Raw genomic sequence first — 23,844 nt, forward strand, 5'->3', positions numbered from 1 at the left:
AGAGCTCGTCGAGGGCCCGCAGCACGTCGTCGTCGACCACGGTCGGGCCACGGAAGCGCTCCCCGCCGTGCACGACCCGATGGGCGATGGCCGCCGGCTCGACCGACCCTCGGAGGAACCTCTCGACGGCGCCGTGATCCACCGGCACCGGGAGGTGGGCATCCGCCACCACCCTGTCCAAGTGGTCGAGCAACCGGAGCTTCAGGCTGCTCGAGCCGAGGTTAGCCGAGGTTGACGACCAGGAGGTTCACCCGGCGATCACCCGCCGGTCCAGGTCCAGTCCCGTCCCTCCGGCATGTCCCCGAGGTGCTCGGTGACGTAGATCGCATGCCGGGCGAGCATCACCCGGCAGTGCTCGAGGAGCTCGTCGGAGCCCGCAGGGCGCCGCCGCGACCGCCGGAGGGCCTGCTGGACGAGCTGGTACCGGCTGACGTGGTTCAGCACCACCATGTCGAACGGCGTGGTGGTGGTGCCCTCTTCCCGGTAGCCGCGGACGTGGAACCGGTCGGTGTCGCCTTGACCGTGGATCAGTTCGTGCACCCCTCGTGCGTAGCCGTGGAAGGCGAAGATCACGTGTTGGTCGGGGGTGAACAGGTCGTTGAACTGGAGGAGGTCCATGCCGTGGGGATGGTCGTTGGCCGGACGGAGCGTCATCAGGTCGACGACGTTCACCACCCGGACCCGCAGGTCGGGCACAAAGCGCCGCAGCAGCTCGGCAGCGGCCAGCGTCTCCATCGTGACGATGTCTCCCGCGCAGGCCAGGACGATGTCGGGGTCCTCACCACCGAAGGTGCTCGCCCAGGCCCACATCCCCGCCCCTCGCGAGCAGTGCTCCCGGGCCGCATCGATGTCGAGGTACTGGAGCTGGGGCTTCTTGTCGAATGACGATGAGGTTCACGTAGCCGCGCGAGCGGAGGCAGTGGTCGGCCACCGACAGCAGGCAGTTGGCGTCCGGCGGCAGGGAGATGCGCGAGACCGACGGCTTCTTCGACATCACGGTGTCGATCAGGCCGGGGCCCTGGTGGCTGAAGCCGTTGTGGTCGTTGCGCCAGCACGTGGACGTCAACAGGAGGTTGAGCGACGCCACCGGCCGCCGCCAGCCGAGGGTGCTCGCGTGGTCGAGCCACTTGGCATGCTGCACGACCATCGACGCTGACACCATGGCGAACGCCTCGTAGGTGGCGAACAGACCGTGGCGGCCGGTGAGCAGGTAGCCCTCCAGCCAGCCCTCGCAGAGGTGTTCGCTGAGCACTTCCATCACTCGACCCTCGGGTGAGAGGTGATCGTCGGTGCTCTCGATCGGCTCCATCCAGCAGCGGTCCTCGACCTCGAAGACCGCGTCGAGCCGATTAGCCCCAATAGTTCACGAGAAGTCGTGGGCTGGGCCTCTCCCCTGATCGTGGAGGGTTCCGTTATGCAGCTCGGTCGCTCACGGTAGCGACCGTTTCGTAGTCGATGGGGGACTTCATCTCGCAGCGGCTGTGTCGCCGGCGGCGGTTGTAGTTGTCGATCCAGGCGGCGACTCGTCGTCGGGCTTCTTCCTTGGTTCGGAACGTGACTCGGCACAGCAGCTCGTGTTCGAGGGTGGAGAAGAATGATTCGGCGGCGGCGTTGTCGAGCGCCGAGCCGACTCGGCCCATGGACTGGCGGATCTTGTGATGCGCGCACGCCTGGGTGAACGCATCGGCGGTGTAGGTCGAGCCTCGGTCGGAGTGGAAGATGACCCCGGCCACCGCGCCGCCGCGGATCGTCACTGCGGTCTGGATCGCGGCCTTGGCCAGCTCGGCGTCGGGGTGCTCGCTGCGGCGCCGCAGCCGGACCAGCTCCTCGCGCTCGTTGGCGGTGAGACCCTCAGCCTCGCCCCGCTCCACGCGATCCTTGTTCACCCAGTTGCCCAGCGTGCCCTCGTCGATCCCCAGCTCGCGGGCGACCTCGGCGATGGACTTGCCGGTCTCACAACCGATCCGCACTGCGCCCGCGCGGAACTCCGGATCGAACTTCCTTCTCGTCTCGGGCATGGCATCTCCTCATAGGTGATGCCTCCACGGAACGGGGGGATGCCCACGGCGACGGCGGCGATGGCGGTGCGGTTGCGGTTCATGAGTTCCTCCTGGATCGGTGTTCAGGGACTTGTCGTGGCCACCGCTGCGGCGCTGATGGGGCCTGTGCTGCCTGGTCGAGGCCCCACAACCCCCACCAGGCCGCTGGGGCCGCCGCCGGGTGGGGCTGGCGGTCGTGCCGGCTGTCTGCTGCGTTGCTCGCCGGGCCGGCGCGTGCTCCGCTCGCCTCGAGCGGGCGCCGGCGCCGGCAATGCTGTGCTGGACACGCCGGAGGCCGGCGCCCGCCGTTGGCGGGGGCACCGGCCTCCTGTCGGGACATGTGCTGGATCGCTACGGTCGGGCTAGAACCGGTCCGGGAACTGTTGGGCTGTCGCCGAGGCAAGCACGGCGGCGGTGCCGGACATGTGGTGGACGGCCTTTCGCAGCAGTCTGGCCACGTCGCCGGGGTCGCCGGCCTTCTGGGCGTCGATGACGGCGATGAGGGTGGTGGCGTGCTCGGTGATGGCTGCCTCCACGGCGTCGGCCGGCAGGTTCGGGTTGACCGAGTTCAACGTCTCCCCGAAGGTCCGGGCGTAGGACGTGAGGCGGTCGATGGCAGCCTGCTTGCCGGCTTCGTCGTCGGCGGCGACGGCCTGGGTGTAGGCGACGAAGGCGGGGATGTGGTCCTCGGAGCGCCACAGGCCGTCGAAGGCGGTGCCGACGTCGTCGCCGTAGACGCCGCGGATGGCGTCGACGATGTCGGCGCTGTTGCTGTTGGTCGGGCCGTTCAGGGCGGTGGCGGCGGCTTCGAACTGCGCGTCGCGGCCGCCGAGGGCGCCGCCGGTTGCGCTTGCGGCGAGCCAGACGTGCTCCCGGAGCAGGGAGTGCAGCCCGGCGCGCAGCTCGGCGCCGGGAGCGTCGGCTTCGCCGTCGAACTGGTCGGGGAACTGGGCTGCAGTGGCGCCGGCGAGCGCGGCGGCCGTCCCGTTCATGTGGTGGTACGCCTCGCGCAGCAACTGGTAGACGGCGGGCTGGTCGCCTGCCGCCTGGGCGTCGATCACCGCCAGCAGGGTGGTGGCATGGGAGGTGATGGCGCCCTCGACGACGTCAGCGGGGAGGTTCTCGTTGACGCTGTTCATCGTCTCGCCGAAGGTGCGGGCGTAGGAGGTGAGCCGCTGCACGGCGGCGTCCTTGCCGGCCTGGTCGTCGGCGGCGGCCGCCTGGGTGTAGGCGACTAAGGCGGGGATGTGGTCCTCGGAGCGCCACAGCCCGTCGAACGCGGCGCCGACGTCGTCGCCGTAGGCGGAGGTCACGGCAGCGACGAGGTCGGCGCTGTTGCTGTCGGTGGGCCCGTTGAGGGCGGTGGCGAAGGCCTCGAAGGCGGCGTCGTCGCCGCGGAGGGCGGCGCCGCTGGTGAGCGCGGCGAGGTACACGTGCTCGGTGAGCAGGTCGGTGAGCCCGGCCCGGAGCGTTGCGGCGCCGGTCTCGGTGCTGGCCCCTTCGGCACTTACCGGCGTCTCGGTGCCGTTCCGGTCGGTGCCCGCCGCGCTGTCGTCGTCGTCGCCGCAGGCTGCCGCCACGAGGGACAACGCAGCCAGTGGGGCGATGAGCTTTACGAGGGTCTTGCGTGTCATGGACTTCTCCTTGTGGGGGGTCAGGTGACGCGGATCTCGCCGCGCATGGTCGCTGGGTGCAGGGCGCAGAAGTACGGGTAGGTGCCCGGCTCGTCGAAGGTGTGGGAGAACGTGTCGCCGGTGGCAACCGGGCCGGAGTCGAACAGGCCGTCGGGCTGCTGGGTGACGCCTCCGGCGGCCTGCTCGACGGTGCCCGAGGTGACGGTGTGGTCGCCGCGGTCACGCTGCTGCCAGGTGACGGTGGTGCCCGCCGGCACCTCGAGCTGTGCGGGCTTGAACGCCACCAGCTCCATGACCACCTCCTGCGCTCCTGCGGCCTCGCCGTCGTCATCACCGCCACAGGCGGCCAGGCCGGCTGCGAGGGCGACGGCGATGGCGGCGTAGTGCCACGACCGTCGGCGACGTGTTCTATGGGTGGTCACGTCCTCTCTACGGAGCGACCCGCCGCCGCGGATCACCAGGCTCGGGGAAAACGCGGCGAGGGGCCGGTTGCGCGGCCGCAACCGGCCCCTCTGCCGCAGGGGAGCGAGTGCAATGAGCGTCTACGTCGACGCTCCCCGCGGAGACCGAGGCCGGACCGGGGTGGGTGCCGTGGGCTCCGCAGCGTGGTGGCGGTCGCGGGCCCGCTGGACCAGGCCGAGGCCTTGGAGTCCGGGGAGGCGGTCGATGCGCCGGTCGATGCGCTGCGCGGCGGCCAGTCCCTCGGGCCCGTCGAACAGCCATCGGGCCACGAACGCGGACTCCTCGGCGGGCATGACGCTCGTCCCCACCGGCTGCCAGAGCTGGGACAGGGCGAAGCGCGCGAGGCGGCGAGCCCGGCCGCTCCGCTCGAGTCGGGCGGCGGCTTCGCTGGCGTAGAAGTCGATGTGCCTGCCTTCCTGGCGCATGAGCCGGCGGAGCAGCACGACCAGCACCGGGTGCGGCTCCCGGGCGATGAGGCGGGCGTACCCGGCCTGGGTCGTCCACTCGTTGACCGCACCCCACGTCAGGTGCAGCGCCGTGACGTCCTCGCCCAGCCGGCCCCGCCCGAGCAGTGACACGGCGAGCGACCACGGGCGAAGCCCCCGGTCCCGGGCCCGCGTGACCGAGGTCCGTGCGGGCCCGGCGGGCTCGCCGTGGGCGGCGAGGACCTTGCCGAGCGCCTCGCCGTGCCAGAGCTCCTCGTAGCTCCAGATCGTGAGGAACTCCGTGACGTGGGGGTCTGCGTGTGCCGGGCCGACGAGCAGGTCGCGCAGGTAGCAGACGGTGTGGTGCTCCACGTCGTGCATGTATCGGATGCAGCGCAGCGCCGGCGCCGACAGCGGCTGGCGCCGGAACGAGCCGAGATCGAGATCGTCGATCGTGACCCGTTCGGAACGTTCCTTGAATGTCTCGAGGTCGAAGCGCACACCTGCCCTACGGAGCCGCGCGCCGTCCCGGATCACCACATCCGGATGCGTCGGCGGCTCCGAATGACGAGCGTGGATCACGACCTCGTGCACGCCAGCGACGCGGCGCTCATCGTCGGGGTGGGCCGCTGGCGGCAGGACGCGCTCGCCGAGGTGTACCGGCGCCACGCCGGCAGCGTGCTCGCGCTGGCCCGCCGGCTCCTCGCCAGCCGCGAGGAAGCCGAGGAAGTCGTGCAGGAGGTGTTCCTCCGGCTCTGGAACCAGCCGGAGCGCTTCGAGCCGGCTCGTGGCTCGCTGCGCTCGTACCTGCTCGCCCAGACCCACGGCCGGGCCATCGACCGGCTGCGGTCCGACACCGCCCGCCGCGCCCGGGAAGAGCGCGATGCACGACGGACCGCCACCGGCGCCTACGACCTCGAGCACGAGGTGGCGGACCTCGTCGTCGCCGAACAGGTCAGGGCGGCCCTGGCGGTGCTGTCCGACGACGAGCGCGAGATCGTCCAGCTCGCATACTTCGGTGGTCACACCTATGCAGAAGTGGCCACGATGCTCCGGACGCCGGCCGGCACGGTCAAGGGGCGGATGCGCTCTGCGTTGACCAAGCTCCGGCGAGAGCTGCTGACCACGGGACTGGTGCGGCCATGAACCCTCGGCTGGGCCACCACGAGATCGAGGAGCTGCTCGGCGCCTACGCGCTCGACGCCGTCGACGCCGACGAGGCGCTCACCCTGGAGAACCATCTTCGCGGCTGCCCCCGCTGCCGGGCCGAGGTCGCTGCGCATCGGGAGACGGCGGCGCTGCTGGTCGAGGACCGGCTCGAACCGCCGCCCGAGCTCTGGGACCGGGTCACCGCCGGCATGGAGGAGGTTCCACCCCCGATCGACCTCGCCCAGTTCGCCCGCGCCGAGCGGCGCCCCTCTCGGGCCACCCCGTGGTGGCTGGCAGCCGCGGCCGCGGTCGCGGTCGTCCTCGGGGCCGGCTCGTTCGTCGTCCAGCAGCAGCGCCACGACCAGCTGCAGGCCGCGCTCCACAGCCAGGAGGTCGCCGTCGAGGTGCTGGCTGCCTTCAACGATCCCGGTGCACGCCTCGCCACGCTCCGATCCGGGGACGGCCAGGTACATGTGCGCGCCGTCCTGCTGCGAGACGGGACCGGCTACGTGCTCGCCGACCGCCTTCCCGATCTCAGCGGGGGCCGGGTGTACCAGCTGTGGGCCATGGTCGACGGCGCCCCTCGCTCCGCCGGTGTGCTCGGCGCCGAACCGGCCATGGCACGCTTCCACGCCAGCAACGCCACCACCGCGCTCGCCATCTCGATCGAGCCAGTCGGCGGCGCCGAGCAGCCCACCCTGCCCGTTCTTCTCACCGGGCTCCTCGAGGCATGACCAGCACCCGGACCGCTCCAGCGCGATGCCGAAGTCCACGCCCGGTGTCGTCGCCAGCCACGGGCTCCGGTGGGAGACTCCAAGACATCGACCCGTTGCCCCCGGCCCTGCCGCCCAGCGCCCGCGTGAGGGAGGACGACCTCACCCAGGCGAGCGACGCCCAGCTGGTGGTCGCCATCGGCCGTTGGCGCCAGGACGCCCTTGCAGAGGCCTACCGCCGTCACGGCGGCGCCGTGTTCGCGCTCGCCTGCCGGGTGCTCACCGACCGGCTGCTGGCCGAGGAGGTCGCGCAGGACGTCTTCGTGCGGCTCTGGCACGAGCCGGGCCGGTTCGATCCCCAGCGCGGCAGCCTGCGATCCTTCCTCCTCGCCCACGCCCACAACCGTGCCGTGGACATCGTGCGCTCCGAAGAGGCGCGGCGCGGGCGGGAGCGGCGCCAGCACCAAGAGCGCGTCCGGGTCAGCGCAGGTGAAGACGTCGAGGGTGACGTCTGGGACCTCACCGTCGCCGAGCACGTCCGCGACGCGCTGGGCCTGCTCCCTCCCGGTGAGCGGCAGGCGATCGAGATGGCGTACTTCGGCGGCAAGACCTACCGGCAGGTCGCCGCCAGCCTGGGCGAGCCCGAAGGCACCGTGAAGAGCCGCATCCGTTCGGGACTTCGCCGCCTGCGCGACAACCTTGCCGACCTGGTGTGGGAGGACAGCCGTGAACCATGACGAGATCAGCGACCTCCTCGGGGCCTACGCCCTCGACGCCGTCGACCCCGACGAGCACGCCGCCGTGGACACCCACCTGCGCGAATGCGCACGCTGCCGGGCCGAAGTGCAGGACCACCGGGAGACGGCCGCACTGCTGACCCCCAGCAGCGGCGACGCCCCCGAGCACCTCTGGCAGCGCATCGCCGGCTCGCTCGAGGCATCCCCGCCCGGGCCCCGGCTGGCCCCCGTCGAGGGCGGCACGCTCGAACGCCCCCGGCGGGTGGCTCGAGCGATGGTCGCAGCCCTCGCCGCGGCCGCCGTGATCGTCGCGGTGCTCGGCGTTCAGGTGCGCGAACAGGACCAGCGGATCGACCAGCTCCAGAGCGCCCTGCAGGACCCGCTGGGCCCAGCGTTCCAGGCCGCGCTCACTGACCCGCGCTCCCAGGTGTTCGAGCTGGCCTCCGACGACGGGCAGCTCACGCTCCGGGGGGTCATCGCAGCCGACGGGACCGGATACCTGGCCGCCGCGGCGCTGCCCCGCCTCAGCCGTGACCGCACCTACCAGCTGTGGGGCGCGACGGGCGACCAGCTGATCTCCCTTGGGGTCCTCGGACCGCACCCCGATATCGTCACGTTCCCCGCCGACCCCTACACCGCCTTCGCCGTCACCGAGGAGGACCGGGCCGGGGTCGTCGCGTCCACCAACGCGCCGGTGGTCGTCGGCAGCACCACCTGAGACGGCCACCGGATCGGTCAGCATCGAGCGTGCGGTCGTTGCGAGCAGGCTGACCAGGAAGGTCGACGGTGGCGCCAGTGCCCTCGCGCATGCAGTTCTCGGTGGGTGTCGTCGACGATGACGACGATCTGCGTGCGCTCGTCCGCCTCACCCTCGAGCTGAGCAGCCGCTACCACGTCGTCGGCGAGGCGCCCGACGCCGAGACCGCACTCGCGGTCATCGAGGCCGAGGTACCCGACATCGTCGTGCTCGACCTCGGGCTGGCCGACATCGCCGGGCACGAGCTCATCCCCCGCATCCTCGACATCGCAGGCGACACGCGGGTGGTCGTCTTCACCGGCACCGACCCACAAGACCAGCACCTGAGCCGCTCGACCGGCGCCACAGACTACGTGGTCAAGGGCGACATCGACCACCTCCTCGCAGCGCTCAACCAGATCGGAGACCGCCCACCCACACGAGCGACCCGCCGCTTCGCGGCGACACCACCGAGCGTCCCCGGCGCCCGCCAGTTCCTCGCCGACACCTGCCGGCGCTAGCGGTGCGGCGACGAGAGCGAGACTGCCACGCTGATCGTGAGCGAGCTGGTCACCAACGCCATGATCCACGCCAGCTCCCCGACGGACGTGACCCTGTCCCTCGCTGGAAGCGTCCTGCGCGTCGAGGTCGCCGACGAATCGAACCGAAGCCCCGATCCCCAGGTCCTCGACCCGGCATCCGAGGGCGGCCGCGGCATGTTCCTCGTCGCCGCCATGAGCCAAGCCTGGGGCGTCGAGGCCGGCGAGCACGGCAAGGTCGTGTGGGCCGAACTCGCCGTGACGCAACGCTGACGGCCTTGCCGGCCCGGCCGCCGACGAGTTCCCTCGACTCGCCGCCGTGGGACCGGTCAGCAGAGGTTGCCGTAGATGCGCAGCCCAGCCAGCCCCGGCAGCGCCGAGAACCGCTGGTCCATGCGGGACACGACACGCCTGCCGTCGTCGCCACTCGCGAGATAGCCGAGCAACCGATCGAACTCCTCCGGACGCTTGTAGCCGTCACCGACCCCCACCGGCGTCCACGCCCGCGTGAGGACCTGGCGCACCGCGACCCGCGCCAGCGGGCTGGCCGCCAGACGCCATTCCGCCTACAGCAGGTAGAAGCTGTAATGGCGCGACTCCTGCGCCGCGACACGCCCCAGGAGCGTCGCCAGCAGCGGATGGCCGCAGCGGGCGGCCAGCAACCGGTAACCGGTCAACGTCAACAGCTCATTCGCCGCTCACCAGGTCATGTGCGCAGCCGCGACCACGGTCCCGACCGGCCCGGCGATCCGAGCCAGGCCCCGCTCCCGCGCCGGCGCCACCGCCGGCGGCGCCGTCTGCCGGGGCGGCACGACAACGCCAGCGTGCTCGCGGTAGCAGCGCAAGAACCGGGTTGGCTCCCATGCGACGGTCGCCGGTGCGGCTCGCGGCGAGGACGTCGGGGACGGGACGGCCTCGACGGTCGAAGAGCTCCTCGGGCCGGTAGCTGCGCAACCACTGCTCGAGGATCGCCAGGTGCGCGGGATCGGTGCGCACGTCCGAGACCGGCACCTGGTGGGAGTGGAACGTCCCCTCGATCTGCTGGCCATCCACGATCGCCGGGCCGGTCCAGCCCTTCGGGGTGCGCAGGACGAGCGCGGGCCACGCCGGCCGGGCCCGGACCCCCCGCGCCCTCGCGTCGGCCTGGATGGCGGCGATCGAATCGAAGCAGTGATCGAATGCCGAGGCGAGGTCTCGATGCACGTGGTGGGGATCGTCTCCGTTGACGAAGACTGGCGCGTAGCCGTGACCCTGGAGGAGGCGGACGATGTCCTCGTCGCTCGAGCGGCCGAGGACCGTGGCGCTGGAGATCTTGTAGCCGTTGAGGTGCAGGGTCGGCAGCACGGCGCCGTCCCGGGCGGGGTTCAGGAAGCTGATGCCCTTCCACGACCCCTCGAGCGGGCCCGTCTCGGCTTCGCCGTCACCGATCACGCAGGCGACGACCAGTTCGGGGTGGTCGAACGCCGCGCCGAAGGCGTGGACGAGCGCGTATCCCAGCTCGCCACCCTCGTGGATCGAGCCCGGCGTGGGGACGCTGACGTGGCTGGGAACACCGCCGGGCGTCGAGAACTGGCGGAAGAGCCGGAGCATGCCGGCTGCATCCAGCGAGACGTCCGGGTAGATCGCCGAGTACGTGCCTTCGAGGTAGACGTTGGCCAGGATGGCCGGGCCACCGTGCCCCGGGCCGGTCACGAGCAGCACGCTCGACCCTCGCTCGCGGATCACCCGGTTGAGATGGGTGTAGATGATGTTGAGCCCAGGCGAGGTGCCCCAGTGGCCGAGCAACCGCGGCTTGATGTGCCCTGCCTCGAGCGGTTGGGTGAGCAGCGGGTTGTCGCGCAGGTAGATCTGGCCCACCGTGAGGTAGTTGGCTGCACGCCAGTGGGCATCGATCCGCCGGAGCTCTCGTCACTCAGGACCCCCTCGGCCACCAGGCTCGGCTGGTCGTGGCTGGAGCCAATGCTCCGGGACCTTACCCATCCTTCCCGCGGCCGTGACCGCCGGCGAGCTGGCCGTGATCAGCTCGGCGATGCCTGCTCCCCGAGGTAGCCGCTCAGCTCCTCGTCGTCGATGCGCCGGAAGGCCCGGCGGCCGTTGGTGCGCGACAGCACGGCTGCTTCCAGCTCGCTCGGCCCGATGCTCCGCTCGGGCCCCGCCAGGGCCTGCACCGTGACCCTCACCGCCTCGTCGAGGGGCAGTCCTGCTCGCCAGGTCTCCTGGAGCCTCGCGGCGATCGCCTCCGCTTCGCCGCCGAGGACGGTGACGTTCTCCTCGTCCATCACGGTGCCGTCGTAGAGGATGTGGAAGAGCTGGTCCCCGCCCGGCTCGGCACCGACTTCGGCCACCAGGATCTCGACCTCCATGGGCTTCATCTCGTGGGTGAAGATCTGGCCGAGGATCTGCGCGTACTGGTTGGCCAGGCTGCGAGCGTCGACGTCCTCCCGGCTGTAGGCATAACCCTTGAGATCGGCGGCGCGGATGCCGGCGATGCGCAGCTGGTCGAACTCGTTGTACTTGCCGACACCGGCGAACGCGATCCGGTCGTAGATCTCGCTGATCTTTCGCAGCGTCGAGGAGGGGTTCTCGGCGCAGATCAGGATGCCCTGGTCGTAGAGCACGGCCGCGAGGCTCCGGCCCCGCGCGATGCCCTTGCGGGCGTAGTCAGCCCGGTCCTTCATGACCTGCTCGGGGGCGACGTAGAAGGGCATGGTCATCGCTCGCCACCACCTTCGGTCGTGGTCTCCGGCAACCGGGGTGCGGTGGCTTCGCGCTCGGTGAGGGTGGCCACCAGGTCCTGGAAGCGCTCGGCCACTTCGTCATCGGCCAGGCGCTCGAAGCCGCTGCTGGTGATGGTGGCGATCACCGGGTAGATGCCCCGGACCAGGTCCGGTCCGCCGGTGGCCGAGTCCTCGTCGGCGGCCTCGAAGAGGGCTGTGATCGCCAGGTCCACCGCGCCACCCCGATCCATGCCTTCCCGGTAGCCCAGCTTGATCACCGTGCTGGCATGGAGGCTCCCCGATCCACTGGCGGCGAAGCGGGTCTCCTCGTAGCGGCCCCCGGTCAGGTCGTACTCGAAGAGGCGGCCCGCTCGCCGGTGGGTGTCGTAGCCGGCGAAGAGTGGTACGACACCGAGTCCCTGCATCGCCGCCGGGAGGTTCGATCGCACCATCTGGGCCAGGGTGTTCGCCTTGCCCTCCAGGCTGAGCGCCGTCCCCTCGACCTTCTCGTAGTGCTCGAGCTGGAGCTGGAACAGCTTGACCATCTCCATCGCCGGCCCGGCCGCGCCGGCGATCGCCACCCCGGAGTGACGATCGGCCGGGAAGACCTTCTCGATGGCCCGGTGGGAGATGAAGTTGCCAGCCGTGGCCCGCCGGTCACCAGCCATCACCACGCCGTCGGCGTAGCGGATGGCCACCACCGTCGTGCCGTGGGCGATCTCGATCCGCTCGCCAGGCGACAGGGTGGGTACCGGCGGTGCCAATCCGACCCGCCGCAGCAGCTCGGTGAAGCTCGGTCCGGGATCGTCACCCGGCGTGAAGAACGGCATGCTCACGGACGAGCAGGCTACAAGGTGCCGTCGCGGCGGTGACCAGTCACCTCCCGAGGGCCCGCTCACACCGCCTGGCCGCAGAAGCCGGCTACTCGCCGCCCTTCTGCACGTACGACTTCACGAACTCCTCAGCGTTGGTCTCCAGGACGTCGTCGATCTCGTCCAGCAGCTCGTCCAGCTCAGCCTTGAGCTTCTCGCCGCGCTCGGTCGTGACGGGGGCGTCGTCGACCTCGACGTCCTCGCGTTCCTTCGCCGGCTTCTTGATCTGCTCCCGTTCAGCCATCAACCACTCACTCCGTCGCTCGTCGCGGTCCGCGCCTACGACCCGAGCCGCTCCAGCAGCTCCGCCGACGTCGAACACTCTGCCAACAACGTACCCACCTGCGCCGCTGTTCCACGCGTCGGCTCCATCATCGGGACCCGGCGGAGGGGATCCTGGCCGACGTCGAAAACCAGCGAGTCCCAGTTGGCGGCCACGACGTCATCGGCCCACCGTTGGAGGCACTTGCCACGGAAGTAGGCCCGGGTGTCGGTGGGGGGCTCGGTGATCGCCTCCCGGACCTCCTCGTCGGTGGTCAGCCGCTCGAGGCCCACCCGAGCCGCCAGGGAGCGCTCGGGGCGGAGGTCATGGTACTGGAGATCCATCGCTGCTAGACGGGCATCGTCCCACCGGAGGCCGTGGCGCTCGCGGTAGCCCTCGATCAGCCGGTACTTGGCGACCCAGTCGAGCTGCGAGGCCAGTGACCCCGGATCGGTCTCGAGGCCCGTGAGCACGGCCTCCCAGCGGCGGAGCACCTCCTGGCCGGTGGACTCGCCCACGCACTCCAGGCCGAATGCGTCGGCGTACTTGCGGGCCCGGTCGTAGAGCTCCCATTGCACCTCGAGCGCCGTGATCGACGAGCCGTCGACGAGCTCGAGCGGCTCGGTCAGCGTGAGGTCGTAGCTCACCTGGCGGAGGGCCCAGACGGGCGTGTTGAACACCAGCTCCCGTGTCAGGAAGTCGTCCTCGACCATCGCCAGCACCAGCGCGGTGGTGCCCACCTTCAGGAAGGTCGAGACCTCGGACAGGTTGGCATCCCCCACGATGACGTGCAGGCGCCGGTACTTCTGCGCGTCGGAATGCGGCTCGTCGCGGGTGTTCACGATCGGTCGCTTGAGCGTCGTCTCGAGGCCGACCTCCTCCTCGAAGAAGTCGGCCCGCTGTGAGAGCTGGAAGGGGATCTGCTCCGCGGTCATCCCGGCGACCTCGGTGCCCACCTTGCCTGCGCCGGTGAACACCTGCCGGGTGATGAAGTGGGCCATCGCGTGCACGACGATGCGCCCGAAGGGCACGTGGCGGTCCATGAGGTAGTTCTCGTGACAGCCGTAGGAGTTGCCCTTGCGGTCGCTGTTGTTCTTGTAGACGACGATCTCCTGGCCTCCGGGCAACAGCCGGCGGGCAGCTTCCATCGATTGCTTGAGGATCTCTTCCGCCGCGCGGTCGTAGACCACCACCGAGCGGGCGTCGGCGCACTCGGGTGTGGACAGTTCCGGGTGTGCGTGGTCTACGTAGTACCGGGCACCGTTGGTCAGGACGGCGTTGACGAGGTGGGTCTCCACCTCGGGCGCCATCGCGCCGGCGGCCTGGATGCCTCGAGCGTCGTTGCCCGGTGATTCGTCCTCGAAGTCCCAGCCGACCTTGGACGACACGGACTCGCCACCGCGTGCTCGGACCATCTCGTTGACGTAGGCGTTGATCAACATGGAAGACGCCGCAATGGGATTGGAGTCGGCCGCGCCGCGAAGCACGATGCCGTACTCCGTCTCGACACCGCAGATCTTCTTGATCGCCACCTACGTCAGCCTCGGTGTGTCCTACAGGTACTGGCCGGTCGCTACCCGTTCGATGGCCCGCCCGCCCTCTGCCGCCTCGTCGTCATGGCGCTTGATGAGCGTGCGCACGTAGATGATGCGCTCGCCTTTCTTCCCCGAAATCTTGGCCCAATCGTCGGGGTTGGTCGTGTTCGGCAGGTCTTCGTGCTCCTTGTACTCCTGGTGGATGGACTCGATCAGGTCCGACACCCGGATGCCCTTGGTCTGCTGGGTGATGTACCGCTTGATCGCCAGCTTCTTCGCTCGGCGCACGATGTTCTCGATCATGGCGCCGGAGGAGAAGTCCTTGAAGTACATCACCTCCTTGTCGCCGTTCTGGTAGGTGACCTCGAGGAACTGGTTCTGCTCGCTGGTCTGGTACATCTCCCCGACGGTCTGCTCGATCATCGCCTGTACGGCCTTGGCGGGATCCCCCCCACCGAGGCGCGCCACCTCGGCGGGATCGAGTGGGAGGTCCGGCGTCAGGTAGCGGGCGAAGATCTGCATGGCGGCGGACTCGTCAGGTCGCTCGATCTTGATCTTCACGTCGAGCCGTCCCGGCCGCAGGATCGCGGGGTCGATGAGGTCCTCCCGGTTGGAGGCGCCGATCACGATCACGTTCTTCAGTGCCTCGACCCCGTCGATCTCCGCCAGGAGCTGCGGGACGATCGTCGATTCCATGTCGGAGCTGATGCCGGTGCCACGGGTGCGGAACAGGGAGTCCATCTCGTCGAAGAACACGATGACCGGCCAGCCTTCCTCGCTCTTCTCCCTGGCCCGCTGGAACACCAGGCGGATCTGGCGCTCCGTCTCGCCCACGTACTTGTTGAGCAGCTCCGGGCCTTTGATGTTGAGGAAGTAGCTGCGGGCCTCCTTGTCGCCACTGCGCTCGGCCACCTTCTTGGCGAGGGAGTTCGCCACCGCCTTGGCGATGAGGGTCTTGCCGCAGCCTGGCGGGCCGTAGAGCAGGATGCCCTTGGGGGCAGGGAGCTTGTGCTCCGCGAACAGCTCCTGGTGGAGGAAGGGCAGCTCGACCGCGTCGGTGATCTGCTCGATCTGGCTGTCGAGCCCGCCGACGTCGTCGTAGGTGATGTCCGGCACCTCCTCCAGGACGAGCTCCTCCACCTCCGGTCGGGGGAGCCGCTCCAGGAGGAGGTTGCTGCGCCCGTCGAGCATGACCGAGTCACCGGCTCGCAGCTTGCTGCCGACCAGGTGCTCGGCCAGCTCCACCACGCGCTCCTCGTCGGCCCGGCCGACGATCATCGCCCGCCGACCGTCGTCGAGCAGCTCCTTGAAGGTCACGACCTCGCCGGTGATCTCCGGGCCGCGGGCCATGACCACGTTGAGGGATTCGTTGAGGACCACCTCCGCGCCGCGCACCAGCTCGTCGGGCCCGAGGTCGGGGTGTACCGAGACGCGCATCTTGCGCCCACCACTGAAGACGTCGACGGTGCCGTCGTCGTTCACCCCGATCAGCGTGCCGTACGCAGCCGGTGGCTGGGTCAGCTTGTCGACCTCGTCCCGGAGCGCGGCGATGTGCTCCCTCGCCTCCCGCAGGGTGTAGGTGAGCTTCTCGTTCTGCGACACGGCCTGCGCCAGCTGGCCCTTGGTCTCGAGCAGCCGTTCCTCGAGGGTGCGGACGCGCTTGGGGGCGTCCTGCAGGCGGCGCCGAAGGGAGATCACCTCCTCCTCGAGGGTCTTGGCCTGCTCGCGCAGCTCGGCCATCTCCCGTTCGTAGGCGGCGAGTCGGCGTTCGTATTCGGCCTCGTTGACGGGACCCACCTCCTCGTTCGTGGTCTCTCCGGACCCTACACGCGTGCCTCGCGGAATCGGCGGAGTGGAACGGGCGAGATTCGTGGGCCCCGCCGGACCCCACCTCTGTCGTGGCCGGCTGCCGGGGCCGTGGGCGGCAGGATGATTTCCCCGGAGATCTCGTTTTTATTCTGGAGGCAGGTAGAGTGCTAGAGAACCGCTGGCAGACCGGCACCGGTCAGACGAGCGGGACCGATATCCGCGAGCCGCGCAGCCGGCAGAGCCGACACCACGACACACGTAGAAAGGTACGGGCGCAACCATGAAGGTCTGGATCGACCAGGATCTCTGCACCGGCGATGGCCTCTGCGAAGAGATCGCCCCCGACGTGTTCACCCTCCTCGACGACGGGCTGGCCTACGTCAAGGAAGGCGACAAGGTGTTCAGCGATCCCGGCGGTGCCGAGGGGCTCGCGAACGTCCCTGCGGGCCAGGAGGAGGCGGTCATCGAGGCTGCCGAGGAGTGCCCCGGCGAATGCATCTTCATCGAGGTGGACTGAGCCCGAGGCTCGGGTGCTGACGACCGAGCGGCCGCCACCGCTCGCACCGGCTGCACGGAGCACCGTGTTCGGAGGGGGGCCTCAGCGGCCCCCCGTTCGCGTCCAGCGGGTCACAGGCAGGGCCCCGTCCCCACCGGCGCTGCGCCGGTGACCTCCCCGAGGAGCGCCTCGAGCTCGCCGGCAGTCAGCGCATAGGCGGTGCTGGCCCGCTCGGTCGACACCGCGAACACCACGCCGACGACCCGGCCGTCGGACCGCACCACCGGTGCACCCGAGTCGCCCCCCGCGAGCGCGGCGTGCAGCTCGAGCACCTTGCGATCGGCCACGCCCGTGTCGTAGATGTCACGGCCCGTGGCGTTCAGCTCCCGGGCTACCAGGAACGGAGCGACTCGCAGCGGCCCGCCACCGGGATGGCCGAACACCCCTCCCACCTGCCGCGGCGCCGCCCGATCCCGGGGCAGCGGCGGCCGGTCGAGGCGACGCACCGAGAGCAGCGCCAGATCGCGATCGGGGTCGAAGCCCACCACCTCCGCGTCCAGCGAGCGGCCGTCCTCGCGCACCACCGTCGTCCTGCGGCTCCCCGCCACCACGTGGGCGTTGGTCGCCACCAGTCCCTCCCCGACCACGAAGCCCGTGCCGTTCTGGATCCGACGGCAGGCGAGCGCCTCCACCTTCAGCACGGAGCGTTGAACCCGCTCCGCCACCGCCGGGGACATCCCGGTCTCGGATGGCGGCAAGCCCGGATCGCCCGAGGGATCGAGGGCAGTGAAGACCGTCGGGAAGCGATCCTCGCCCACGATGGACCGCAGCGCGCTGGTGGCGTCCGGGGGTGGCGGCAGGTGGGACTGGAGCTGCCGAGCCACCCACGACTCGGATGTCTGCCGCTCCAGCCATCCCGGTGCGCTCGCGGCCAACGGGAGCAGAACCCAGGCCAGCACCACGACGCCGAGCACGCTGGCCAGCGCCCCCAGCGCGCCGTCGAGGGTCGTGCCCGCCCTCGTCCGCATCGGCGGCCGGACGTAGGCGCCCAGGAGATAGCCGATCGCCTGCCCGAGGAACATGGTGCTCATGAGCAGGGTCACGGCCACCAGCAGCACGACCGCGTGAGCGGCGTCCTCGACCTGGGCGAGCACCAGCGGCAGCAGCCGGGCCCCGAGCGCGAGGCCGGCGAGCGCTCCGAGCCACGAGAGCACCCGGGTCACGAAACCGATCCGGTACCCCACCAAGGCCACGATCGTCGCCAGCGCGACGAACACAGCATCGAGGGCGTTCACCCTGGGTCCTCAGCCGCCGAGGAGGCGAGCGTGGGTCAGGAACCCGGTGTGGGCGACCATCCGGTGGTCCGGTCGAACGGCCTGGCCGTCGACGTGCCAGCTACGGCTCAAGACCTCGACCGTCTCGGCGAGGTCGAAGCGGCTGGCGTCGAGGGCTTCGCGCAGCTGCATCACCTGCACCACCGACGGGGTGTAGGCGAGCAGCACCCCGCCGGGGTGCAGCGCCAGCTCCGCGTGCTTGACCACCTGCCAGGGCTCGGGGAGGTCGAGGACGATGCGGTCCAGATCTCGCAGGTCGATCCCCTCGTAGCAGTCGCGGACCTCGACCCGGTACCGCGCCAACGCCTCGTCGCCGAGGAAGGCCGCCACGTTGTTCCGGGCCCGGGAGGCGAAGTCGTCTCGGATCTCGTAGCCGGTGACCTCGGCCCCGGCACGGAGCAAGGTCATCGACAGCGCGCCCGAGCCCACGCCGGACTCGAGCACCCGCGCGCCGGGGAAGATGTCCGCCAGCATGAGGATCGGCCCGAGATCCTTTGGATAGATGACCTGCGCACCCCGTGGCATCTTGAGCACGAAATCGGCGAGCGTCGGCCGGACCGCCACGTAGGGGCTGCCTTTGGTCGACCGCACCGTTGCTCCCTCGCCCACGCCGATGATCTGGTCGTGCTCCACGTACCCCGCGTGGGAATGGAACTGGCCACCGGGCCGGAGGTTCACCAGGTAACGGCGCTTCTTCTGGTCGATGAGCAGCGCTCGATCGCCGGCTCGGAACTGCCGGCTCACGACGGGCGCACTCCGCTGCCGGCGCTCAGCTCGACGGGCACGGAGCCTCCAGCGCGCTCCCCTGTCACCCGCTCCACGAGGCGGCAGAAGGCGCACACCTCGGTGACGGTGGGGGCACCGCAGGCCGAGCAGGGACGGAGAGCGGCCTGGTCCGCCTCGATCCCGGCCCGGAAACGCTCGGAGGCCCGGGCCAGGAACCCGAAGTAGAAGTCGTGCTTGCTGCCCGGCGACTGCTGCTCGATGGCGTTGAGGGCCTCCTTGTACCCGAGGTGCTTGTTCCCGGCCGACATGGGGCACTCCTCCACGATGTAGTCGATGCCCCGCAGTACGCAGTAGGCAGCCATCTCACGCTCGGTGAGCCTGACGAGTGGCTTCACCTTGCGGGGGAACCCGTCTCGCTCCGGGAGCACCGGGAGCTGGCGGGCGAGGTAGTCGACCTGCCAGCGCAGCACGTTGCCGAACAGCACCGCTGCCTCGTCGTCGAGGTTGTGGCCGGTGGCCACGACGTCGTAGCCACCTTCGACCGCGACTCGGTCGAAGACGTGCCGCTTGGCCAACCCGCAGGCGGAGCACGGCACCCGCCGGGCGGCGCGCGAGCCGGTGGGGATGTCGAAGCCGTACCGCTCCCGCAGGTCGACCTCGATCAGCCGCAGGTCGCGGCTCGCCGCGAACCGCCGGGCGTGGTCACCGGAGGTGTCGCTGTAGTCGCCGATACCCAGCCCGAGGTAGAGGCCGTCGGCCTCGTAACCCAGGGAGCTGAGCAGGTCCCACGCGGCCAGGGAGTCCTTCCCTCCGGAGACGGCGACGAGCACCCGCTCACCAGGCCCGATCATCGAGAACTCCTCGATCGCCTTGGTCACCTGGTCCCGGCACAAGCGCAGGAAGTGCTCGCCGCAGAACCCGGCGTTGTGCCTGCGGATGTCGATGACCGCCGGCTGGCGGCACACCCGGCACTTCATCAGAACGCCCCGCCAGAGATCACGGGCCGGATCTCGATCACGTCATCGTCCTGCAGCACGACGTCGCTCGTGACCAGCGTGTCCCCGCGGATCACGAGGACGGACTCCCGGTTGATGTCGAGCCGGGCCAAGAGGTGCTGGACGCTCAGGGGTCCAGCGACGTCGAGCTCTCGATCGGGATTGCGGAGGCGAACCTTCACGGTGCCCATGATGGCCCGACCTGGCCCCGATGCCGAAGCGGACCGTCCACCGCGCCGTCGCCGGATCCGAGCGGGCGCTCAGCGTGCACCGCGAGCACGACCCCTCCTGGCCGAGGGCGCACGTGCCGTGATCACGAGCTGCTCGCCCGGCTCCAGGACCTCCCGGAAGACGACCTCCTCCTCACGCCGGACCGCCCAGCGCAAGGCTCGAGCGCCCCAGGCGAGGCCCCCCACGACGAGCCACAGCCGGTTCCCTCCGATGAGGCCTCGGGTGATGCCTTCGGTGCGCGCTCGGCGGAGCAGGCCCGCCAGCATCAGACCCTCCGGATCTCGACGATCGTGCGCACCTTCCGGCCTCGCCGGCGACCGAGCAGGAACGCCACGGCCACCACGGTGACCACGACCGCCACAGCGACCAGGCCGGCGTAGTTGCGGGCCTCGTCCTCGATCAGCTCCACCTCGCCTTGGATCTCCCTGAACTTCGCTTCGATGTCGTCGCGGGTGATCCGCTGGGCCGGGTTGCTCATCGTGGTCCCTCCCGGGTGCTGCGCTGGGCGTGCGGCCCGCGGGTGATGCGGCTGGCGGCGAGGACCGCGAGCAGCAGGAGGGCCACCGCGACGATCGCGTAGGGCACGGCCGACCAGGCACCGTCGAAGGTGTCGCCGGTCTCGGTCTGCAGGGCCCGCAAGGCAGCCAGGGCGAGGAAGAACGTGCCCAGCGAGAGCAGTAGCGCCCCTGACAGCCCGAACGCCAGGTACCGGCCGAGGTCGCGAAGCGGGTCGACCGTCTCCTGCTTCGCGTAGCCCTTGAGGAGCTCCCACAGCTCCTGGGCGATGTCGGCTACGGGCTTCTGCTTGGTCACAGCGGTCCTTCGTCGATCCTCGGCCTCGGTACGGGCTGGACGGGCCACCCGCCTGCGCAGGGCACGTTACCCAGGCCGGGTCCCCGCAGCACGAACCGTCCGGCGCCGCGGCCGCCGGTCTGGCGCGAGCCGGTTTCTCTAGGCTGTCGCCATGCAGTGTTGGCGGTGCCGTTCCGAGGTCGACGACGGCGAAGAGGTGTGCCCGACCTGTGGGTGGCAATTCGCCCCCGCCCCGCCCGCTGACCGGGCCGCGACGGCATCCTCGACCCCTCCCGCCCAGCCCCCGGTTCCCCCGAGCGAGCCACCCGCTCCTGTTGCGCCCAGGGAGGTCGCGGCCCCTGTCGCGGCGTCAGGTGTCCCGGGCGAGCGAAGCCCCCAGCCGTCCCCCGAGCCGCACCCGCCGCGAACACCAGGTGGGCCCACCCCCAGATCCGGCCCGAACTGGCTGCTCATCGGCGGCATCGTGATCCTTCTCGCAGCCCTGGCGGCGGGCATCGCGATGGTGGCGGGGGGCGGCAACGGCGGCGATGACGCCGACCTCGCAGCCGAGGGCACGACCACCACCGCAGCAGTCACGTCCTTCCCGCCCCCGCCGGCGATCGAGGTCCCCCCGGGCGGCTTCAGCGCCGAGCAGATCGCCGTTCACTTCGGGGATGCCGTGTGGCGGGTGGAGGCCTCAGGTTGCGGGGTGGAGACCAGCGGGAGCGGGTTCGCGATCAGCCCGCGCCACGTGGTCACGAACTGGCACGTGGTGGTCGGTGACACGGAGCCGGAGCTGGTCTCCCGCAACGGCGAGCGCATCCCGGGCCACGTCGTGGGCATGAGCAAGAGCCCTGACGTGGCGCTGATCGTGGTCGACCAGCCGCTGAGCTCGTATCTCGCGTGGGCGGACACCGCGACCCTCGTCGAGGGTCAGCCGCTCGTCGCGCTCGGCTATCCCCGCCCCCTGCGCACCTTCACGGTCACCGAGCTGAGCATCATGAGCTTCGACCGGAGCGGGGAGCGCCGCATAGGCATGTCGGTCGACGGTCGCATCGACCGTGGCAACAGCGGAGGGCCGTCGTTGACCACCGACGGCAAGGTGGCGGGTATCAACACCGCGGTGAACATCAACCAGGGCGCTGCCCTCGGCGCGCTCAGCGGAGGAGGGTTCCAGGTGGTGCCCTACCTGGAGACCTACGAGGGGGTCAAGGCGTCGCTCGACTCGTTCCTGGCGGACACCTCCCGCAAGACCGTGCCCCCCGACTGTGCGAAGCTCGATCCACGCAAGGCCAAGTCCTACGGCGACAACGCTCAGCTCGACGAGCAGTGGGAGCTGTGCGATGCCGGTAACTCGTACGCCTGTGACCTGCTCGTGCAGGAATCGGCGCCCGACTCGGACTACTACCAGTTCGGGGTGACCTGCGGAGCCCGCATGCCGGTGGCGGGGTACTGCCTGGCCCGGTGGGGGCCGCAGCTTCCGCCCAGGGGTTGAGGCTCAGGCCGGCCCGACGTCGCCGTCGAGCCGCATGCCCGCGAGGAGTACCTCGCGGGCTTCGTCCAGCAGTCCGATGAGCAGCTCGACGCGAGCCTGCGTGGACGGTGCCGACAGCAAGCGGTACTGATCGGCGGGCCCCAGCGGCGAGAGCGCACAGAGCCGATAGCTGGCCAGGATCGGGTCGTCAGGCACCTCGAGCTCCACGGGGATCCCGCGACCTCCCGCCTCGGAGAACGCCGCTAGGAGGCGCCGCAGGCTCGCCGCAGCGGAGGCCACCAGCGAGGGCAGCGCTGCCGATGGCGCTGGATCAGGCCACGGCTCCACCTCCGCTCTCGGATAGGGGTCGTCGGCGAGCCACCGCACGACCCGCAGGCGCTCGATCCCGACGCCCAGCAGGGTCCAGCGCCTGTCGGCCAGCTCCACCGGGTCGACGATGGCGGCGCGGGTACCCACCGACGCCCGGACGTCGCCACCGCCGACCTCGCTCCCCCGCTCGATGAGCACGACCCCGAAGCCATCCTGCCCCGCGAGGCAGTCGCGCATCATCCGGCGGTATCGAGGCTCGAAGACCTGCAGGGGCACCGCCCCCGTGGGCTGGAGAACCGTGCCGAGCGGGAACATCGGCAGGACGGGCACCGTCACCCAGCCTATGCCCGGTACCGGGCGGGCCTCAGGTGCCGACCGGGCGCGGAGACAGGTGCTCGACCGGTGGACCGCCCGGCGCGGTGACTAGGGCCGTGGCCAGCTCGTCGAGCGGCAGGAGCCCTCGCGGTTGGTCCGGGCCATTGATCACGTAGGCGAAGGTGAGCGTGGCGCCGCTGTCGGTCTCGACGAACCCGGCGAGCGCGTTGACCTCGGCGAGGGTGCCGGTCTTGGCCCGCACCCGCCCTTCGGCCGGGGTGTCGCGCATCCGCTTGCGCAGCGTGCCGGTGCGTCCGGCCGCCGGGAGGCTACGGCCGAGGACGCTGTCGGGCCCGGCCCGGTCGAGGGCCGCCACCAGCAGGCTGCACGTCACCCGGTCCTGGGGATCGAGCCCTGAGCCGTCGCGCAGCTCGATGCCCGCCACCGGCAGGCCGAGCTGCGCGAGCTCGGTGGCGATGGCGTCGAGCCCGGCTCGGGTGGTGCCCTCCCCACGGGTTGCGACACCCAGTTCCTTGACCAGAAGTTCCGCGGTGGTGTTGTCGCTGTCGGCGATCATCTCGCCCACCAGGTCCCGGACCGGCGGGGACTCCAGGGTGGCGATCACGGTCGCACCGGCGGGCGCCGGGCCGGTCGACGGCGCGCCGGCCACCCGCACGCCTCGATCCTCGAGCAGGGTGCGTAGCGTCTCGGCGGCGAGCAAGGCGGGCTCACCGGGCTTGCGGAACCGGGCAGGCTCGTTCGGCGCCAGCGACAACCCGGTCGAGCCGTCGTTGACCACCAGCGCGCTGAGCGGGCCGACGTAGCCTTCCCGCTGGTAGCGCTGGGGCCACGTGGGGATCCAGCGCTCCTGGTCGTAGCGTGACTCGTCCCCGATGATGCCACCCCGGATCTCACGCACGCCCGCGGCCGCGATCCGGTCGGCGAGCTCACCGAAGTCGTTCGAGAGCTGGCTGGGGTTCTCGAAGGTGACCTTGTAGCCATCAGTGGTTAGCAGCGGGTCGCCGCCGCCGATCAAGTACAGGTCGCCGTCGATCACACCGTCCTGGGGCGCCTGGCGCGCCTGGACGGTGGTCGTGAGGTGGCTGTCGGGATCGAGGGTCTCGAGCACCGCCACACCCGTGAGCAGCTTGAGGGTGGATGCCGGGACCACCGGGGTGTCGGGGTCCTTCTCCAGCAGCACGCGCCCACCAGCGCTGACCACGAGGCAGCTCGAAGGCGGTGCCTCGGCCAGCAGCGGTGCCAGCGCGTCGTGGAGGCGCTGGCCGGTGATGGTGGCCCGGAGCAGCTCGGGAGCGCGGCGGGCGGACAGCACCGGGGTGGCGAGCCGGGTCCCCGTGGCCTCGGCCGGCGAGGCGGCCACTGTGCGATCAGGCCCGACGGAGACCGCCTCGCCCGCACAGCCCGCGGCGAGCATCGCGCCCACTGCGGCGAACGCAGCCAAGGCCCGGCGGTGCGATCGAGGCGGGTGGCGCGGCATCGAGTGGGAGCCTACGTGCCGCGG

Annotated in this window: 26 protein-coding genes and 4 pseudogenes; 8 read left to right on the forward strand and 22 right to left on the reverse strand. The window is 70.6% G+C overall.

Annotation, left to right across the window (positions count from 1 at the left end; all coding sequences use genetic code 11):
• Positions 1–25: 25 nt before the first annotated feature.
• From HZF19_RS17425 to HZF19_RS09785, 6 genes and pseudogenes are all read right to left on the reverse strand, one after another.
• Positions 26–172, reverse strand: a pseudogene (locus HZF19_RS17425) (acetate kinase); the annotation flags it as partial.
• 86 nt (positions 173–258) lie between these two features.
• Positions 259–1,354: pseudogene (locus HZF19_RS17430) on the reverse strand (phosphoketolase family protein); the annotation flags it as partial.
• A gap of 58 nt (positions 1,355–1,412) precedes the next feature.
• A complete protein-coding gene (locus tag HZF19_RS09770) occupies positions 1,413–2,018 on the reverse strand; it encodes an integrase core domain-containing protein (RefSeq protein WP_208028584.1) in 606 nt (201 codons plus the stop codon).
• Positions 2,019–2,401: 383 nt separating this feature from the next.
• Entirely contained in the window at positions 2,402–3,673 is a 1,272-nt protein-coding gene (locus tag HZF19_RS09775; protein WP_208028585.1) for a hypothetical protein, read from the reverse strand.
• Between the two features lie 20 nt (positions 3,674–3,693).
• The gene (locus HZF19_RS16860) at positions 3,694–4,095 is read right to left on the reverse strand and encodes a cupredoxin domain-containing protein (RefSeq protein WP_208028586.1); all 402 of its coding nucleotides are present in this window, start codon (positions 4,093–4,095) and stop codon (positions 3,694–3,696) included.
• 120 nt (positions 4,096–4,215) lie between these two features.
• Positions 4,216–5,061 carry a hypothetical protein gene (locus HZF19_RS09785; protein WP_208028587.1) on the reverse strand — a complete coding sequence of 282 codons (846 nt, stop codon included), beginning with the start codon at positions 5,059–5,061 and terminating at the stop codon, positions 4,216–4,218.
• A gap of 72 nt (positions 5,062–5,133) precedes the next feature.
• On the opposite strand from HZF19_RS09785, the gene HZF19_RS09790 reads away from it, so the two are divergent.
• The 6 genes and pseudogenes from HZF19_RS09790 to HZF19_RS09815 all read left to right on the forward strand — a co-directional run.
• Positions 5,134–5,706, forward strand: a complete 573-nt coding sequence (locus tag HZF19_RS09790) for a sigma-70 family RNA polymerase sigma factor (protein ID WP_208028588.1) — start codon at positions 5,134–5,136, stop codon at positions 5,704–5,706.
• Positions 5,703–6,443 (forward strand): anti-sigma factor, encoded by a 741-nt coding sequence (locus tag HZF19_RS09795; RefSeq protein WP_208028589.1) that lies wholly within the window; start codon positions 5,703–5,705, stop codon positions 6,441–6,443. The genes HZF19_RS09790 and HZF19_RS09795 overlap by 4 nt, the downstream gene beginning before the upstream one ends.
• 125 nt (positions 6,444–6,568) lie before the next feature.
• The gene (locus HZF19_RS09800; protein WP_208028590.1) at positions 6,569–7,159 is read left to right on the forward strand and encodes a sigma-70 family RNA polymerase sigma factor; all 591 of its coding nucleotides are present in this window, start codon (positions 6,569–6,571) and stop codon (positions 7,157–7,159) included.
• The gene (locus tag HZF19_RS09805) at positions 7,149–7,877 is read left to right on the forward strand and encodes an anti-sigma factor (RefSeq protein WP_208028591.1); all 729 of its coding nucleotides are present in this window, start codon (positions 7,149–7,151) and stop codon (positions 7,875–7,877) included. The genes HZF19_RS09800 and HZF19_RS09805 overlap by 11 nt, the downstream gene beginning before the upstream one ends.
• Before the next feature lie 68 nt (positions 7,878–7,945).
• Positions 7,946–8,416, forward strand: coding sequence for a response regulator transcription factor (locus HZF19_RS09810; RefSeq protein WP_208028592.1), 471 nt, complete (start codon positions 7,946–7,948; stop codon positions 8,414–8,416).
• A 27-nt stretch (positions 8,417–8,443) separates the two neighbouring features.
• Positions 8,444–8,707, forward strand: a pseudogene (locus HZF19_RS09815) (ATP-binding protein); the annotation flags it as partial.
• Positions 8,708–8,763: 56 nt separating this feature from the next.
• Here the strand turns inward: HZF19_RS09815 and HZF19_RS09820 are convergent.
• From HZF19_RS09820 to arc, 7 genes and pseudogenes are all read right to left on the reverse strand, one after another.
• Complete coding sequence (locus tag HZF19_RS09820; RefSeq protein ID WP_208028594.1) at positions 8,764–8,925, reverse strand: hypothetical protein; 162 nt, start codon at positions 8,923–8,925, stop codon at positions 8,764–8,766.
• Between the two features lie 358 nt (positions 8,926–9,283).
• Positions 9,284–10,327, reverse strand: a pseudogene (locus HZF19_RS09825) (phosphoketolase family protein); the annotation flags it as partial.
• A 125-nt stretch (positions 10,328–10,452) separates the two neighbouring features.
• Positions 10,453–11,148, reverse strand: a complete 696-nt coding sequence (gene prcA / locus HZF19_RS09830; protein WP_208028595.1) for a proteasome subunit alpha — start codon at positions 11,146–11,148, stop codon at positions 10,453–10,455.
• The gene (gene prcB, locus HZF19_RS09835) at positions 11,145–11,981 is read right to left on the reverse strand and encodes a proteasome subunit beta (protein ID WP_208028654.1); all 837 of its coding nucleotides are present in this window, start codon (positions 11,979–11,981) and stop codon (positions 11,145–11,147) included. Before prcB ends, prcA begins: the two co-directional genes overlap by 4 nt.
• 91 nt (positions 11,982–12,072) lie before the next feature.
• Positions 12,073–12,267 carry a ubiquitin-like protein Pup gene (locus tag HZF19_RS09840; protein ID WP_208028596.1) on the reverse strand — a complete coding sequence of 65 codons (195 nt, stop codon included), beginning with the start codon at positions 12,265–12,267 and terminating at the stop codon, positions 12,073–12,075.
• Between the two features lie 35 nt (positions 12,268–12,302).
• On the reverse strand, positions 12,303–13,817 hold the full coding sequence (gene dop / locus HZF19_RS09845) for a depupylase/deamidase Dop (RefSeq protein WP_208028597.1): 1,515 nt from the start codon (positions 13,815–13,817) through the stop codon (positions 12,303–12,305).
• Positions 13,818–13,838: 21 nt separating this feature from the next.
• Positions 13,839–15,560 carry a proteasome ATPase gene (gene arc / locus HZF19_RS09850; RefSeq protein WP_208028655.1) on the reverse strand — a complete coding sequence of 574 codons (1,722 nt, stop codon included), beginning with the start codon at positions 15,558–15,560 and terminating at the stop codon, positions 13,839–13,841.
• 349 nt (positions 15,561–15,909) lie between these two features.
• Here arc and HZF19_RS09855 point away from each other — a divergent pair, with 349 nt between their 5' ends.
• A complete protein-coding gene (locus HZF19_RS09855) occupies positions 15,910–16,146 on the forward strand; it encodes a ferredoxin (protein WP_208028598.1) in 237 nt (78 codons plus the stop codon).
• 110 nt (positions 16,147–16,256) lie between these two features.
• Here HZF19_RS09855 and HZF19_RS09860 read toward each other — a convergent pair whose 3' ends face one another.
• The 7 genes from HZF19_RS09860 to HZF19_RS09890 form a co-directional block, all read right to left on the reverse strand.
• Entirely contained in the window at positions 16,257–17,420 is a 1,164-nt protein-coding gene (locus HZF19_RS09860) for a MarP family serine protease (RefSeq protein ID WP_208028599.1), read from the reverse strand.
• A gap of 9 nt (positions 17,421–17,429) precedes the next feature.
• Positions 17,430–18,203: a tRNA (adenine-N1)-methyltransferase gene (locus tag HZF19_RS09865; RefSeq protein ID WP_208028600.1), complete on the reverse strand. Its 774-nt coding sequence runs from the start codon at positions 18,201–18,203 to the stop codon at positions 17,430–17,432.
• Positions 18,200–19,150 carry a PP-loop family protein gene (locus HZF19_RS09870; protein ID WP_208028601.1) on the reverse strand — a complete coding sequence of 317 codons (951 nt, stop codon included), beginning with the start codon at positions 19,148–19,150 and terminating at the stop codon, positions 18,200–18,202. Before HZF19_RS09870 ends, HZF19_RS09865 begins: the two co-directional genes overlap by 4 nt.
• Before the next feature lie 11 nt (positions 19,151–19,161).
• Positions 19,162–19,362: a sulfur carrier protein ThiS gene (gene thiS / locus HZF19_RS09875; RefSeq protein WP_208028602.1), complete on the reverse strand. Its 201-nt coding sequence runs from the start codon at positions 19,360–19,362 to the stop codon at positions 19,162–19,164.
• Between the two features lie 78 nt (positions 19,363–19,440).
• Entirely contained in the window at positions 19,441–19,677 is a 237-nt protein-coding gene (locus HZF19_RS09880) for a hypothetical protein (RefSeq protein ID WP_208028603.1), read from the reverse strand.
• Positions 19,677–19,889 carry a hypothetical protein gene (locus HZF19_RS09885; RefSeq protein WP_208028604.1) on the reverse strand — a complete coding sequence of 71 codons (213 nt, stop codon included), beginning with the start codon at positions 19,887–19,889 and terminating at the stop codon, positions 19,677–19,679. The genes HZF19_RS09880 and HZF19_RS09885 overlap by 1 nt, the downstream gene beginning before the upstream one ends.
• Positions 19,886–20,224 (reverse strand): phage holin family protein, encoded by a 339-nt coding sequence (locus tag HZF19_RS09890; protein ID WP_208028605.1) that lies wholly within the window; start codon positions 20,222–20,224, stop codon positions 19,886–19,888. The genes HZF19_RS09885 and HZF19_RS09890 overlap by 4 nt, the downstream gene beginning before the upstream one ends.
• A 463-nt stretch (positions 20,225–20,687) precedes the next feature.
• Here HZF19_RS09890 and HZF19_RS09895 point away from each other — a divergent pair, with 463 nt between their 5' ends.
• On the forward strand, positions 20,688–21,698 hold the full coding sequence (locus HZF19_RS09895; RefSeq protein WP_208028606.1) for a S1C family serine protease: 1,011 nt from the start codon (positions 20,688–20,690) through the stop codon (positions 21,696–21,698).
• A 3-nt stretch (positions 21,699–21,701) separates the two neighbouring features.
• Here HZF19_RS09895 and HZF19_RS09900 read toward each other — a convergent pair whose 3' ends face one another.
• Positions 21,702–22,337 carry an LON peptidase substrate-binding domain-containing protein gene (locus HZF19_RS09900; RefSeq protein ID WP_208028607.1) on the reverse strand — a complete coding sequence of 212 codons (636 nt, stop codon included), beginning with the start codon at positions 22,335–22,337 and terminating at the stop codon, positions 21,702–21,704.
• A 34-nt stretch (positions 22,338–22,371) separates the two neighbouring features.
• Positions 22,372–23,820, reverse strand: a complete 1,449-nt coding sequence (dacB, locus tag HZF19_RS09905) for a D-alanyl-D-alanine carboxypeptidase/D-alanyl-D-alanine endopeptidase (protein ID WP_208028608.1) — start codon at positions 23,818–23,820, stop codon at positions 22,372–22,374.
• Positions 23,821–23,844: the final 24 nt, after the last annotated feature.

Source organism: Rhabdothermincola sediminis, assembly GCF_014805525.1.
Taxonomy (GTDB): Bacteria; Actinomycetota; Acidimicrobiia; order Acidimicrobiales; family Acidimicrobilacustridaceae; genus Rhabdothermincola; species Rhabdothermincola sediminis.

Bases quoted from the DNA above. Each gene is read 5' to 3' on its own strand.
- HZF19_RS09795 (WP_208028589.1), top strand. From the start codon at position 5,703: ATGAACCCTCGGCTGGGCCACCACGAGATCGAGGAGCTGCTCGGCGCC.
- HZF19_RS09880 (WP_208028603.1), bottom strand. From the start codon at position 19,677: ATGCTGGCGGGCCTGCTCCGCCGAGCGCGCACCGAAGGCATCACCCGA.
- HZF19_RS09770 (WP_208028584.1), bottom strand. From the start codon at position 2,018: ATGCCCGAGACGAGAAGGAAGTTCGATCCGGAGTTCCGCGCGGGCGCA.
- dacB (WP_208028608.1), bottom strand. From the start codon at position 23,820: ATGCCGCGCCACCCGCCTCGATCGCACCGCCGGGCCTTGGCTGCGTTC.
- HZF19_RS09775 (WP_208028585.1), bottom strand. From the start codon at position 3,673: ATGACACGCAAGACCCTCGTAAAGCTCATCGCCCCACTGGCTGCGTTG.
- prcB (WP_208028654.1), bottom strand. From the start codon at position 11,981: ATGCCGTTCTTCACGCCGGGTGACGATCCCGGACCGAGCTTCACCGAG.
- HZF19_RS09855 (WP_208028598.1), top strand. From the start codon at position 15,910: ATGAAGGTCTGGATCGACCAGGATCTCTGCACCGGCGATGGCCTCTGC.
- HZF19_RS09885 (WP_208028604.1), bottom strand. From the start codon at position 19,889: ATGAGCAACCCGGCCCAGCGGATCACCCGCGACGACATCGAAGCGAAG.
- arc (WP_208028655.1), bottom strand. From the start codon at position 15,560: ATGGCCGAGCTGCGCGAGCAGGCCAAGACCCTCGAGGAGGAGGTGATC.
- HZF19_RS09840 (WP_208028596.1), bottom strand. From the start codon at position 12,267: ATGGCTGAACGGGAGCAGATCAAGAAGCCGGCGAAGGAACGCGAGGAC.
- prcA (WP_208028595.1), bottom strand. From the start codon at position 11,148: ATGACCATGCCCTTCTACGTCGCCCCCGAGCAGGTCATGAAGGACCGG.